Raw genomic sequence first — 11,719 nt, 5'->3', positions numbered from 1 at the left:
CCTCCCGCAGGGCGCTGCTCGCCCCGGACGCGACGCCCTGCTGGTCGGGGCGCACGCTGGACATCACCAGGTTCGAGGCGGGGGCGAAGTACATCGCCATCCCCGCTCCGCTGACGATCAGCGCGGGCAGCTGTGCCGCGTACGACACGTCGGGGGCGAGAACGAGCGCGAAGAGCGCGAGGCCGAGCGCCTGGAGGGCGAGGCCCGCCGTGATCACGGTCCGGCCGCCGACGCGGTCGGAGAGCCAGCCCGCCAGGGGCGCGACGAGCATGGGCGCGCCGGTCCAGGGGAGCATGCGCAGCCCCGCCTCGGTGGGCGAGTAGCCGCACACCCCCTGCAGGAACTGGCTGAGCAGGAAGATCGACCCGAACATGCCGAGGAACATCAGCAGCCCGGCGGCGTTGATCGCCGCGAACGCCCGGTTGCCGAAGAGCCGCATGGGGAGGACGGGCTGATGGCTGTGGAAGCCGTGGTGGACGAAGCCCCCGAGGAGCGCGAGGCCCACGATGAGGCCGGTGAGTACGCGGGCGCTGGTCCAGCCGTGGGCGTGCGCGTTGACGAGCCCGTAGACGATCCCGAAGAGGCCGCCGCTGACGAGCACCGTGCCGACGATGTCCAGGCGGGGCCGCGGCGCGCGGGACTCGGCCAGGCGCAGCCGGGCGAGGGGCGGCAGGGCGATGCCCAGTGGGACGTTCAGCCAGAAGATCCACTGCCAGGAGATGTGCTCGGTGAGGCTGCCGCCGATGAGCGGGCCGCCCGCGACGGCCAGGCCGTTCACCGCGCCCCAGATGCCGTACGCCATGCCGCGCCGTGCGGCGGGGACGGCGGTGGTGAGCAGGGTCAGGGACAGGGGCGTCATGATCGCGGCGCCGACGCCCTGGACGGCCCGTGCGGCGATCAGGCCGTCGATGCCGGGGGCGAGGGCCGCCGCGGCGGAGGCGGCGGCGAAGAGCGCGACGCCTATGGAGAAGAGCCTGCGGCGGCCGAAGCGGTCGCCCAGGGCGGCGCCGGTCATCAGCAGTGCGGCGTAGGTGAGGGTGTAGGCGTTGACCGTCCATTCCAGGTCCGCGAGCCCTCCCCCGAGGTCCTCGCGGATGGACGGCAGGGCGGTGGTGACGACGAGGTTGTCGAGCGCCGCCATGAAGCCGGCGGCGCTGGTGACGATCAGGGCCCAGACGGCGCCGGAGCGCCGCGTCTGTTGCTGCATGGGAGTCCCCCCGAACTTAGTTATTGATTACTAACTTTTGCGGCCATGGGCAGGCAGGCCGGGCCCGTCCGGCGAGGACGGGCGGATCAGACGGGTCAGATGGATCAGACGGATCAGGCAAGCCGGGCAGGCCGGATAGACCGGCCAGGCCCGACAGGTCAGGCGGGCCTGGCCTCGTCCCAGAAAGTGCCCCACACGCGGTGGTCACCGGGGAAGCCGAGCGCGACCAGGGTGTTGACGAGCATGCCGTAGGCCATGAATTTCTTGGTCTCGTGGGCGTCGCCGCCGAGCCCCAGGTGGACGGTGTCCCACAGCTGGGCCCAGTGGCCGCGCACGACCTCGCCGAACTCGGGCTCGCCGCCCGCTTCGGCAGAGGCGACCGCCGCGTAGATCTGCATCTGCATCAGCAGCTGCTCGGGATCCTCCGTGAGCAGCCGCCGGTAGGCGGCGGCCACGGCGTGCGACCGCTCCTCGACCGTGGCGTCGGCGGGCAGGTCCGCGACCGCGTTCTCGAACACCTGGCGGGTCTGCGAGACACAGCGCTCGGCCGCGGCGAGGAAGATCGCCTGTTTGCCGGGGAACAGCCGGAAGAGATACGGCTGCGAGACGCCGACCCTGCGCGCGATCGCCTCCGTGGAGGTGCCGTGGTAGCCGCCGCGCGCGAACTCGGTGACCGCCGCGCGGATGACACTCTCGCGGCGCTCTTCGGCGCTCATCCTGACCATGGAGAGAAAGTTAGTGACTGCTTACTTACCGAGTCAAGGTGCGGGGTGGAAAAGTAAGGGGCGTCCGCCATGGACGGGCGCCCCTTACCGATTACCGATTACCGATCGCTCGCGTCAGGCGAGCCTGACCACCGCGCGGGACATGCCCAGCACCTTCTGGCCGGCGCTCTTGACCAGCAGGTCGACGCGGACGGTGCGGGCCTCGCCGTCCTTGGCCGCGACCTTGCCGCCGACCTCGATGACGGCGCCCTCGTCGTCGTTCGGCACGACGACCGGCTTGGTGAAGCGCACCCCGTACTCCACGAGGGCGCCCGGGTCACCGGTCCAGTCGGTCACCACGCGGACGGCCTCCGCCATGGTGAACATGCCGTGCGCGATGACGTCCGGCAGACCGACCTCCTTGGCGAACTTCTCGTTCCAGTGGATCGGGTTGAAGTCGCCGGAGGCACCCGCATAGCGGACCAGGGTGGCCCGGGTCACCGGGAAGGCCACCGTCGGCAGCTCGGTGCCGACCTCGACGTCGTCGTAGGAAATCCTCGCGGCCATCACGCCTCCTCGGCCTCGGCGGCGCGCGCCACCAGCATGGTGTGCGCGGTCACCACGTGCTCACCGGTCTCGTCGCGCACCTCGCCGCGGACCGTCACCAGGTCGTTGCCCGCCATCGACTTGATCGTCTCGATGGTGGAGGTGACCGTCAGCCGGTCCCCCGCGCGCACCGGGCGGGTGTAGGCGAACTTCTGGTCGCCGTGCACCACCCGGTCGTAGTCCAGGCCCAGCTGCGGGTCCTGGACGACCTGGCCCGCGGCACGGAAGGTGATGGCGAACACGAACGTGGGCGGAGCGATCACGTCCGGGTATCCGAGGGCCTTCGCGGCCTCCGGATCCGTGTACACCGGATTGGTGTCCCCGATGGCCTCGGCGAATTCGCGGATCTTCTCCCGGCCGACCTCATAGGGCTCGGTGGCCGGATAGGTCCGTCCGACGAAGGACTGGTCGAGCGCCATGGCTCGGCACCTCCTGAGTGGACTGCTGTGGATTCATGGCGCCGCGGCGCACCGGAGACGATACGGAAAGCCGCCCCGGAGATGATCCGGAAGCCGGGAAACGCGCGGGCGCGCCGGAATACGCAGCGAGGCCGCCCCCAGTGGGGACGGCCTCGCATACGAGCCTGTTACTGATCAGCGCGTCTCGCGGTGCGCGGTGTGCGAGTTGCAGCGCGGGCAGTGCTTCTTCATCTCAAGACGGTCCGGGTTGTTACGCCGGTTCTTCTTGGTGATGTAGTTCCGCTCCTTGCACTCCACGCAGGCCAGCGTGATCTTCGGGCGGACGTCGGTGGCAGCCACGTGAGTGCTCCTTGACGGACGGGACGGATGGAACGCAGACAAAAGAGTAGCCGATCGGAGGACCGACCCCACAATCGGCTACTACGTGTAGCGGTGACCGGACTTGAACCGGTGACACAGCGATTATGAGCCGCTTGCTCTACCGACTGAGCTACACCGCTTTGATGCGTGGACGACCCTCACCCGAAGGCGAGGATCCCCTCACACCAGAGCCCCAAAACGGAATCGAACCGTTGACCTTCTCCTTACCATGGAGACGCTCTGCCGACTGAGCTATTGGGGCGAGCGAGGAAGACATTACACGGTTGGCCGCCGAAGGTGAAATCCGTATCCCGGCACCACCCCGGAGGCCCGTCCGGAAGCCCCCCACGGGCGCCTCTCCACCGCCTCCCGCACCACACCAGTACGACTATTCGTCGCTTGCTCGAAGCCGATCCGAACGCGCCCTAGGCTCGGACCACGCTGCGTGATCATGCACGCCCCGGAGCCCGGAGGAGCGCGATGCCCGACAGCCAGCCGCAGCCCCCGAGAAACCCCGGGGGTGACACCCCTCCCGTCGGCCAGCCGCCCGGTGCCGACTCCGGCGACGGTGCCCTGGTGCTGTGCGGGGCACGGCTCGCCGACGGCCGCATCGTGGACGTACGGCTCAGCGGCGGGCGCATCGAGGCCGTCGGCACGGCGGGCAGCCTCGCGCCCGGGCCGCGCGTCGACCTCGGCGGCTATCTGCTGCTGCCCGCGCCCGCCGAGCCCCACGGCCACGGCGACACCGCCTTCACCGCCGACCTCGACGGCCCCGTGCCGTACGCCGTCGAGGACGTCCAGCGCCGGGTCACCGAGGCCGCGCTGCTGCAGCTCGGGCACGGCGCCACCGCGCTCCGCTCGCACGTCCGCATCGGGGACGTGCAGGGCCTGCGCTCGCTGGAGGCGGTCCTCCAGGCGCGGCGGGCGCTGCGCGGGCTCACGGACCTCGGCGTCGTCGCGGTCCCCCGGCTGCTGACCGGGGCCGCCGGGGCGGAGGGCCTCGCCATGCTGCGCGACGCCGTCAAGATGGGCGCGGCCGTGGGCGGTTGCCCCGACCTCGACCCCGACCCCACCGGCTACGCGGAGATCGCCCTGGGCCTCGCGGCCGAGCACGGCTGCCCGGTCGACCTGCACACCGACGGCGGCGACCCGGCGCGGCTCGCCCGGCTCGCGGCCATGGCCGGGGGCCTGCGGCCGCGCGTCACGGTCGGGCCGTGCGGCGGCCTGGCCCGGCTGCCGCACGAGCAGGCCGCGCGGGCCGCCGAGCAACTCGCGGCCGCCGAGGTGACCGTGGTGTGCCTGCCGCAGGGCGACTGCGGGGCCCTGGAGCTACGGGCCGCCCGCGTCTCGCGCTGCGCGCCGGTACGGCTGCTGCGGCAGGCGGGCGTGCGGGTGACGGCGGGCAGCGGCGCGCTGCGGGACGCCGCGAACCCCGTGGGCCGGGGCGACCCCTTGGAGGCCGCCTTCCTGCTGGCCTCGCGCGGCGAACTGCGCCCGCACGAGGCGTACGAGGCCGTCAGCGGCGGCGCGCGGGCCGCCATGGGGCTGCCGGTCGTGCGGGTGGAGGCGGGGTTCCCCGCGGAGCTGCTGGCGGTGCGGGGGCGGCGGATCGAGGGCGTGCTGTCGCTCGCGTACAGCCGTCTGGTGGTGCACCAAGGGCGCGTTGTCGCGCGGACCAGCGCGGTGCGGGAGTACTGCGACTCGACCGCGGCGGCGGCCCTGGAGCTCCCGCGGCAGTCGTCCCGCGGGGGCGGCGAGCCGTCCTGACGGCGGAGCGCGCCTCCGTGGGCGAATACGCCGGTGAGCTTCCGTTCGCGTCCCGGCAGGCCGGTTCGCGCCCCTTTCGCCTGGCGGTGCGCGCCGTACCGCGTACGGTCGGATCATGCGCATTGTCATCGCTGGTGGACATGGTCAGATCGCGTTGCGGCTGGAACGGTTGCTCCACGCGCGCGGGGACGAAGTGGCGGGCGTCATCCGCAGGCCGGAGCAGGCGGGAGCCCTGCTCGCGGCGGGCGCGGAGCCGGTCGTGTGCGACCTGGAGACGGCCTCGGTCGGGGACCTCGTCAGGCACCTGGAGTCGGCGGACGCGGCCGTCTTCGCCGCCGGGGCCGGCCCGGGGAGCGGCGCCGCGCGGAAGGACACCGTGGACCGCGCCGCGGCCGCACTGTTCGCCGACGCGGCGGAGGCCGCCGGGGTACGGCGGTTCCTCGTGGTCTCCTCGATGGGCGCCGACCGCGAGCCCGCCGAGGGCACCGACCCGGTCTTCGCCGCCTACCTGCGCGCCAAGGGCGCGGCCGACGCCGACGTACGGGCCCGCGCGGGCCTCGACTGGACGATCCTGCGGCCCGGCGCGCTGACCGACGACCCCGGTACGGGCCGGGTGGCCCTGGGCGAGTCGACGGGCCGGGGCGCGGTCACGCGGGACGACGTGGCGGCGGTGCTCGCTGCGCTGCTGGACGAGCCGGGGACGGCCGGGCGCACGCTGGAGCTGATCGAGGGCGACACGCCGGTGACCGAGGCCGTGAAAAGCGTGGCGGAGAGCTGAGCGACCGCGCCGCCGCACGGACCGCGGCCCTGTGAATGTGCCGCGGATCACGGCGGCGATCAAGCCACCCTGAAAAACACCGAAGGCCCTTCTCCGAAGAGAAGGGCCTTCACATGTGGCGGCGCCAGGATTCGAACCTGGGTAGGCTAAGCCGACGGATTTACAGTCCGCTCCCATTGGCCACTCGGGCACACCGCCAAGGGTGGTCACCTCGGGTGTTCTTTCGAACCGCTCCGTGGCAACGACGTAAACCATACCCGATGACCAGGGGTGGTCCGCCACTCGGTTCATCACCCCTCGATCGGGGGCCGGGCAACTAGGCTTGCGGGGCGGCACCCGGCCGCACCCGTGATGGATCTACGTACGAGGAGCCAACTCAATATGGCCGACTCCAGTTTCGACATCGTCTCGAAGGTCGAGCGGCAGGAGGTCGACAACGCCCTCAACCAGGCCGCCAAGGAGATCGCGACCCGCTACGACTTCAAGGGCGTCGGCGCCTCGATCGAGTGGTCGGGCGACAAGATCGAGATGCGCGCCAACGGCGAGGACCGGGTCAAGGCGGTCCTGGACATCTTCCAGTCCAAGCTGATCAAGCGCGGCATCTCACTCAAGGCCCTGGACGCCGGCGAGCCGCAGCTCTCCGGCAAGGAGTACAAGATCTTCGCCTCCATCGTGGAGGGCATCTCCCAGGAGAACGCCAAGAAGGTCGCCAAGATCATCCGCGACGAGGGCCCCAAGGGCGTCAAGGCCCAGGTCCAGGGCGAGGAGCTGCGCGTCAGCTCCAAGAGCCGCGACGACCTCCAGGCCGTCCAGGCCCTCCTCAAGGGCAAGGACCTGGACTTCGCGCTGCAGTTCGTCAACTACCGCTAGTCACACGGCGACTGACGCGGGGCCGACACGACGAGGGCGCGCCGGAGATCGAATCTCCGGCGCGCCCTCGCGGTGTCTCGTCGTCCGCCACAGGTGGGTGCGAATGTCTCAGGCCACAGCGAGAGCCCGGTGTTCGACCCAGGCTCCGGCGGCGGCGATGAGCGCTGCCCGGTGCGGCAGCGGGTCTGCCTTCTCCCTGCTCTCCCAGACCGCGTGCAGAGCGCGCGCGAAGGTGTCGACAGCGCCGGGGGAGGCCGCCCGGTACGCCGGAACCCGTCGGGCGACGGACTCGGCCTGACGGGGTGTATGTCCTGCGTGGATGAGGCGCGGCACGGTGAACGCGGTGTCGGCCCAGCCCGGTGCCGGGCAGGCGAGCGCCCAGTCGACGAGAACGATCCCGTCGGCCGTGGCCAGCATGTTCAACGGCGACATGTCCGTGTGGACGAGCGCCTGGCCCTGGAGTTCATGCGCGTGGCCGTCCGGGACGAGCCCGCCCCACCGGGTGTGCAGCGGCTTCTTGCGTACCGCCTCGGGCCACGGGACGGCGGACATCGCGGTGAGTGCGTCGACCAGCGGGGCGAGATCGGCGGAGCCGGGCGAGAGATCGGGGTGGCGTCCGTCGACGTACTCGTACCCCACGAGCAGCCATCCGCCCGCCTCCACCTGCCACAGCAGGCGCGGAGCGAGCGGCGCGCGATCCGTCACCCGCGCTTCGGTGCGGTACATCCATGCCGATGGGTCGTCGAGCCGGGTGCCCTTGGCGAACACGCGCCCCGAGCAGGTGTGCAGCACGCAGGCAACGGGCGACATCACGCCCTTGTCGGCAGTCTCCGACCGCTCGACCGGGCCCCGTGTGCGCCTCGACGGCGCGCCGGGCGGCGAGCGGGAGTTCGTGCCACGGCGTGCGGTCCACCCGCGCCTCTCCTCGTCCAGACAGAAGCCGGTCCCCGGCTTGGCCACAGCGTGGCACAAGCAGAGGACCGGCGCAGGGGAACTGTCAGGTGCGCTTGGGGCTGTTGTTGTGCGCCCCAGGGCGAACACCCTCTCGCCGCGCGGGAGTCGGGACTACCAGCGGTAGCCCGCGTACGCCTCGTCCGTAGAGACAATCTCCCGGCCGAGCGGCATCAGCGAGATGGGGATCAGCTTGAAGTTCGCGATGCCCAGCGGGATTCCGATGATGGTCAGGCACAGCGCGATGCCCGTGAAGATGTGGCCCAGCGCCAGCCACCAGCCCGCGAAGATGAACCAGATGACGTTGCCGATGAGCGAGCCCGCTCCGGCGTCCCTCCGCTCCACTGTCGTGCGCCCGAAGGGCCACAGGGCGAAGCCGGCGATACGGAACGCCGCGATTCCGAAAGGAATCGTGACAATGAGGACACAGCAGATCAGGCCGGCGATGACATAGCCAATGGCCATCCAGAGGCCACAGAGGACCAGCCAGATCAAATTCAGGATGAACCTCATAAAAACAGCCTCCCACGCGAAACAACCTCTGGCGAGGGGGACGCTTTCGCGCTCGTGGGTGGTTGCGCGAGGTCACAGACGTGTCATTGCGGGCCACGGACCCGCCGCCCGCTACGCCGCCCCGGCCTCTGGGAGGCTGTCCGGTGATGGCGGGAGGGGCAACACACATGCAGTGGAAGACCTATGGCGAGCGGCAGGTATACACCAATGAATGGGTGAACCTGTGCCTGATCGATGTCGAGCAGCCGGACGGGAAGCGGTGGGAGCACCACGTGGTGCGGCTGCGGCACCTGGCCGTGGCGGCGGTGGTGAACGACCGGCGTGAGGTCCTGATGATGTGGCGGCACCGCTTCATCACGGACACGTGGGCGTGGGAACTGCCCATGGGCCTGATCGAGGAAGGCGAGTCCCCCGAGGAGGCCGCCGCCCGGGAGGCCGAGGAAGAGACGGGATGGCGTCCCGGTCCCATGAAGCCACTGATCTACGCGGAGCCCGCGAACGGGATCACCGACTCGCAGCACTACGTGTTCCGCGCCGACAGCGCCACGTACATCGGGGCACCGGCCGAGAAGAACGAGTCCGACCGGATCGAGTGGATCCCGCTCGACCGGGTACGCGGCATGATCGACCGACGCGAGATCGTCAGCAGCGGCGCGCTCGTCGGCCTGCTGTACGTGCTGATGGACGAATCGATCCGCTGAGAGATCGCCCCCGTCTGGGCCCGGACGGCTTCAGCTCGTGAACGCCCGATCGGCGGCGTCGAGCGCCAGATGCCATGGGTAGGCTCCGGCGCGCCCCTCGCCCGGCTTGTTCGGTTCGAATCCCCCGGGACCATAGAGCACCCGCACACCCATGGCGCGGAGCGTGTCGACGCTGCGCGCGAACTGCGTGTGCTCGGCGAAGGCGCTGTTGACGCACGGCATGGTCACCAGGGGAATCCCCTTGCCGATGGCCTCGGCGACGAAGCCGACGACGAACTTGTCGGTGATCCCGAGTGCCCATTGGTTGATCGTGTTGAACGTGGCGGGGGCCAGTACGGCGACGTCCGCCCGCGGCCATGCGTCCGGCTCCTGTGGCAGCTTGTAGGCGCTCCGCACCGGGTGTCCGGTCTGCGCTTCCAGCGCGGGCAGTTGCTCGTCCAGCCAACGGGCCGCCGTAGGGGTCAGGCCGAGGCACACGTCCCATCCTGCGGCCTGGGCCTGCTCGATGACGTCCGCCACGTTGAGCACCGGCGGGGCGGCGCTGCCGAGCAGGTACAGGACACGGTTCGCGGTCATGAACGCAGTCCACCGTGTGCGGCTTCTCAAGCGCAACCGTCCCTTTCACGCGCTGATCGCCGTTCGGCGTTCTCGTGACCGCCGGGCAGCGGTAGCGTTCCTGTTGCGGAGTCATGGAACGGAGCCAGCGATGCCCTTTCCCGGCGACGAACATCCCGGCGTCCGGATCGCCCACCACCGCAAGCGGTCCGGGCTCACCCAACGCGGGCTGGCCCAGCGAATCCCGTACTCCTACAGCCTGCTCACGCAGGTCGAGTCGGGCCACAAACCCGCCAGTCCCGACCTGGTCGCGGCCGTCGCGCAAGCACTGTCCGTCGACGTGACCGCGCTGACCGGTCAGCCCTACATGGCGGAGCTGCAACAGGACCGGCTCGCGGAACTGATCCGCCCCATCAGGGAAGCGCTGGACCTGTACGACCTGGGGCCGGATCCGGACATCCGTCCTCGCCCGGCGGGACAGCTCATCGACACTGCCGAGAGACTGTGCCTCTTGGTCCGGGCCACGAAACTGCACGACGCCGCCCTGGAACTTCCCTGCGCGATCGCCGAGATCACCACTGCCGCGCACCTCACGCCCTCGTCCGGCCTGTGGGCTGCTTTGGCGAGCACCTATCGCACGGCACACGACGTGACGGTGAAACTCGGCTACTACGACCTGTCCACCGTCGCCCTGGACCGGATGGACTGGGCCGCCGAACGGGCCTCGGATCCGCTGCTCGCGGCAGTACGTCAGTACATGCGGGCCCTGGTGTACTTCCGCGAGGGGGAGTACAGGATCGGCCAGCGCCTCATCGCCTCCGGACACAGCTTGCTCGACCAGGCCCCGCGCACTCGGGAGCACTTCGCCGTCGCCGGGCAGCTCCACCTGGGCGGTTCGGTCATCGCGGCACGTGCCCAGGACTCCGGTCTGGTGACACGTCATCTTGAGGAAGCCGGGTCGTACGCGGAGCGAACCGGCGAGGCCGGCGACATTCTGTGGCTGTCCTTCGGCCCGACCAACGTGTCGGTGCACGCGGTATCGGCGAGCATCGAGATGCGGACCTACGGCGAAGCTCTCGCTCGTGCCGCGAAGGTGGAGATCCCGAAGGGCTGGGCGATCTCCCGCGCCGCGCACTTCCACGTGGACAAGGCCCGCGCGCAGATGGAGACGGGGCGCTCCGATGCCGCCTTGAACTCCCTGGTTTCCGCCCGCCGGTTGGCCCCACAGCAGACTCGTCACCACCCCGGCGCCCGCGAGACCATCCGGGGCCTGATCCACCTCGTGCGACGTACCCCGGACACTCTCGACCATCTGGCCGCCTGGGTGGGGCTGTAGGCGCTTCGCCCGGACCCTTGGCTTTCACCGAACTGTGAAAGTTGGGGCGTTGGCGCGTCGCCAGCATGGTTCCGGAGGCAGTTCACGACGACGGCCCCGGGGCACCTTGCGGCCATCGACACGAGTCGCGCCCGTGACCCGGGAGAAAGAAGGGCGCGCCATGGCGCAACGGCTGGCATTGATCGATGTCCGGTCCGAGGCCGCGAAGACTCGTGCGGGGTCTCACGGTGTGACGGGGTGGAAGTGATGCGGTTGCTCGCGTACATGATCCGGTGCGGTGACGAGATCCTTGACGGTGACGAACGACGGGAAGTGAAGCAGGTTCGTGCCGTCCCGCAAACAGATGCCCATGCCGAGACCGTCGTGGTGGTCTTCACGTCCGGCACTCCGATGAGGATGCACGGCGAAACCACGGTCAGGGTCCGACGAACGTGGGGGCCGCGACCGCAAGGAAGGTGAGTAATGCGGTTAGACCCGACAGTGTTACGTGGCTGTCAGGACCGAGCCAGAGCGGTCCTGATCAGGGTGACTCTGAAGTTCACTTCCTGGGGCCTGCGGCTGGCAACTCACGGGAGGCGGGACGACGAGCCCAGAGGGCCGGTGTTCTACGAGGTGGAGTGTGCACGACGTGCTGGGCATGGTCGCCGGACTCGCAGTCCCCTCTGGTTCCGGACAAGTGGGCTTCTGCGCACGCGGCGTGCACGGGCCACGTGCTGTTCGCGTCGGTACGCACACGTCACTTCCGGGCAGTCCCCGTGGTACCGCAACCGCGCCCCTCGTAGACCGTGCGGCAGCGCACAGGAACGCCCTTCACCCAGCGGCGTCGCTCTAGAGCCGCTCCCCCGCCATCCCCTCCAGCCGGCGGACGCGCTCCGCCATCGGCGGGTGGGTGGAGAAGAGCTTGGAGAGGCCCTCGCCCGCGGGGGAGAGGGTGGCGCTCATCATGTATCAG

At 70.3% G+C, this 11,719-nt stretch carries 14 protein-coding genes, 3 tRNA genes and 1 pseudogene; 5 read left to right on the top strand and 13 right to left on the bottom strand.

The features are described 5' to 3' along the window. The 7 genes from K6I34_RS20215 to K6I34_RS20185 all read right to left on the bottom strand — a co-directional run. Nucleotides 1-1,207 (bottom strand): DHA2 family efflux MFS transporter permease subunit (locus K6I34_RS20215; protein ID WP_229327714.1); only part of this gene is annotated, 1,207 nt, incomplete at its 3' end. Nucleotides 1,208-1,365: 158 nt separating this feature from the next. Then, nucleotides 1,366-1,932, bottom strand: coding sequence for a TetR/AcrR family transcriptional regulator (locus K6I34_RS20210; RefSeq protein WP_229327713.1), 567 nt, complete (start codon nt 1,930-1,932; stop codon nt 1,366-1,368). 114 nt (nt 1,933-2,046) lie between these two features. Then, the gene (locus tag K6I34_RS20205) at nt 2,047-2,478 is read right to left on the bottom strand and encodes a MaoC family dehydratase (RefSeq protein WP_229327712.1); all 432 of its coding nucleotides are present in this window, start codon (nt 2,476-2,478) and stop codon (nt 2,047-2,049) included. Beyond that, entirely contained in the window at nt 2,478-2,936 is a 459-nt protein-coding gene (locus tag K6I34_RS20200) for a MaoC family dehydratase N-terminal domain-containing protein (protein WP_229327711.1), read from the bottom strand. Before K6I34_RS20200 ends, K6I34_RS20205 begins: the two co-directional genes overlap by 1 nt. 174 nt (nt 2,937-3,110) lie before the next feature. Next, the gene (rpmG, locus tag K6I34_RS20195; RefSeq protein WP_003956487.1) at nt 3,111-3,275 is read right to left on the bottom strand and encodes a 50S ribosomal protein L33; all 165 of its coding nucleotides are present in this window, start codon (nt 3,273-3,275) and stop codon (nt 3,111-3,113) included. Between the two features lie 88 nt (nt 3,276-3,363). Further along, nucleotides 3,364-3,436: transfer RNA gene (locus K6I34_RS20190), tRNA-Met, on the bottom strand. Between the two features lie 49 nt (nt 3,437-3,485). Then, nucleotides 3,486-3,558: transfer RNA gene (locus K6I34_RS20185), tRNA-Thr, on the bottom strand. Nucleotides 3,559-3,776: 218 nt separating this feature from the next. Between K6I34_RS20185 and K6I34_RS20180 the strand changes: the two genes are divergently transcribed. Then, nucleotides 3,777-5,063, top strand: a complete 1,287-nt coding sequence (locus tag K6I34_RS20180; RefSeq protein ID WP_229327710.1) for an amidohydrolase family protein — start codon at nt 3,777-3,779, stop codon at nt 5,061-5,063. A 115-nt stretch (nt 5,064-5,178) separates the two neighbouring features. Further along, entirely contained in the window at nt 5,179-5,841 is a 663-nt protein-coding gene (locus K6I34_RS20175; RefSeq protein WP_229327709.1) for an NAD(P)H-binding protein, read from the top strand. Nucleotides 5,842-5,957: 116 nt separating this feature from the next. Here the strand turns inward: K6I34_RS20175 and K6I34_RS20170 are convergent. Beyond that, nucleotides 5,958-6,039 (bottom strand) — tRNA-Tyr (locus tag K6I34_RS20170). Nucleotides 6,040-6,222: 183 nt separating this feature from the next. Here K6I34_RS20170 and K6I34_RS20165 point away from each other — a divergent pair. Further along, nucleotides 6,223-6,711 carry a YajQ family cyclic di-GMP-binding protein gene (locus K6I34_RS20165; RefSeq protein WP_229327708.1) on the top strand — a complete coding sequence of 163 codons (489 nt, stop codon included), beginning with the start codon at nt 6,223-6,225 and terminating at the stop codon, nt 6,709-6,711. 108 nt (nt 6,712-6,819) lie between these two features. Here the strand turns inward: K6I34_RS20165 and K6I34_RS20160 are convergent, their stop codons facing one another. Next, nucleotides 6,820-7,521: an aminoglycoside phosphotransferase gene (locus tag K6I34_RS20160; RefSeq protein ID WP_229327707.1), complete on the bottom strand. Its 702-nt coding sequence runs from the start codon at nt 7,519-7,521 to the stop codon at nt 6,820-6,822. A 255-nt stretch (nt 7,522-7,776) separates the two neighbouring features. After that, nucleotides 7,777-8,175, bottom strand: coding sequence for a YccF domain-containing protein (locus K6I34_RS20155; RefSeq protein WP_229327706.1), 399 nt, complete (start codon nt 8,173-8,175; stop codon nt 7,777-7,779). Between the two features lie 167 nt (nt 8,176-8,342). Here K6I34_RS20155 and K6I34_RS20150 point away from each other — a divergent pair, with 167 nt between their 5' ends. Beyond that, nucleotides 8,343-8,876 carry an NUDIX domain-containing protein gene (locus tag K6I34_RS20150; protein WP_229327705.1) on the top strand — a complete coding sequence of 178 codons (534 nt, stop codon included), beginning with the start codon at nt 8,343-8,345 and terminating at the stop codon, nt 8,874-8,876. 30 nt (nt 8,877-8,906) lie between these two features. Here the strand turns inward: K6I34_RS20150 and K6I34_RS20145 are convergent, their stop codons facing one another. After that, nucleotides 8,907-9,452 carry a flavoprotein gene (locus K6I34_RS20145; protein ID WP_229327704.1) on the bottom strand — a complete coding sequence of 182 codons (546 nt, stop codon included), beginning with the start codon at nt 9,450-9,452 and terminating at the stop codon, nt 8,907-8,909. A gap of 130 nt (nt 9,453-9,582) precedes the next feature. Here K6I34_RS20145 and K6I34_RS20140 point away from each other — a divergent pair, with 130 nt between their 5' ends. Next, on the top strand, nt 9,583-10,767 hold the full coding sequence (locus tag K6I34_RS20140) for a helix-turn-helix domain-containing protein (RefSeq protein ID WP_229327703.1): 1,185 nt from the start codon (nt 9,583-9,585) through the stop codon (nt 10,765-10,767). 222 nt (nt 10,768-10,989) lie between these two features. On the opposite strand, the gene K6I34_RS38340 is transcribed toward K6I34_RS20140, so the two are convergent. Both K6I34_RS38340 and K6I34_RS38935 read right to left on the bottom strand, forming a co-directional pair. Further along, nucleotides 10,990-11,118 (bottom strand): hypothetical protein, encoded by a 129-nt coding sequence (locus K6I34_RS38340; RefSeq protein ID WP_275127106.1) that lies wholly within the window; start codon nt 11,116-11,118, stop codon nt 10,990-10,992. A gap of 477 nt (nt 11,119-11,595) precedes the next feature. After that, nucleotides 11,596-11,688, bottom strand: a pseudogene (locus tag K6I34_RS38935) (protease HtpX); the annotation flags it as partial. Nucleotides 11,689-11,719 lie beyond the last annotated feature (31 nt).

Origin of the sequence: Streptomyces sp. UNOC14_S4 (assembly GCF_020740835.1) — a bacterium.
In the GTDB taxonomy this organism is placed as follows: domain Bacteria; phylum Actinomycetota; class Actinomycetes; order Streptomycetales; family Streptomycetaceae; genus Streptomyces.
The sequence above is the reverse complement of the archived record's forward strand: the minus strand, read 5'-3'. Positions and strand labels throughout refer to the sequence as shown.

What these genes read in the sequence shown, in the direction of transcription:
- K6I34_RS20160 (WP_229327707.1), bottom strand. Translation starts at nt 7,521, where the DNA reads ATGTCGCCCGTTGCCTGCGTGCTGCACACCTGCTCGGGGCGCGTGTTC.
- K6I34_RS20205 (WP_229327712.1), bottom strand. Translation starts at nt 2,478, where the DNA reads ATGGCCGCGAGGATTTCCTACGACGACGTCGAGGTCGGCACCGAGCTG.
- K6I34_RS20140 (WP_229327703.1), top strand. Translation starts at nt 9,583, where the DNA reads ATGCCCTTTCCCGGCGACGAACATCCCGGCGTCCGGATCGCCCACCAC.
- K6I34_RS20165 (WP_229327708.1), top strand. Translation starts at nt 6,223, where the DNA reads ATGGCCGACTCCAGTTTCGACATCGTCTCGAAGGTCGAGCGGCAGGAG.
- K6I34_RS20200 (WP_229327711.1), bottom strand. Translation starts at nt 2,936, where the DNA reads ATGGCGCTCGACCAGTCCTTCGTCGGACGGACCTATCCGGCCACCGAG.
- K6I34_RS20175 (WP_229327709.1), top strand. Translation starts at nt 5,179, where the DNA reads ATGCGCATTGTCATCGCTGGTGGACATGGTCAGATCGCGTTGCGGCTG.
- K6I34_RS20180 (WP_229327710.1), top strand. Translation starts at nt 3,777, where the DNA reads ATGCCCGACAGCCAGCCGCAGCCCCCGAGAAACCCCGGGGGTGACACC.
- K6I34_RS20155 (WP_229327706.1), bottom strand. Translation starts at nt 8,175, where the DNA reads ATGAGGTTCATCCTGAATTTGATCTGGCTGGTCCTCTGTGGCCTCTGG.
- K6I34_RS20210 (WP_229327713.1), bottom strand. Translation starts at nt 1,932, where the DNA reads ATGGTCAGGATGAGCGCCGAAGAGCGCCGCGAGAGTGTCATCCGCGCG.
- K6I34_RS20145 (WP_229327704.1), bottom strand. Translation starts at nt 9,452, where the DNA reads ATGACCGCGAACCGTGTCCTGTACCTGCTCGGCAGCGCCGCCCCGCCG.
- K6I34_RS38340 (WP_275127106.1), bottom strand. Translation starts at nt 11,118, where the DNA reads ATGGGCATCTGTTTGCGGGACGGCACGAACCTGCTTCACTTCCCGTCG.
- K6I34_RS20150 (WP_229327705.1), top strand. Translation starts at nt 8,343, where the DNA reads ATGCAGTGGAAGACCTATGGCGAGCGGCAGGTATACACCAATGAATGG.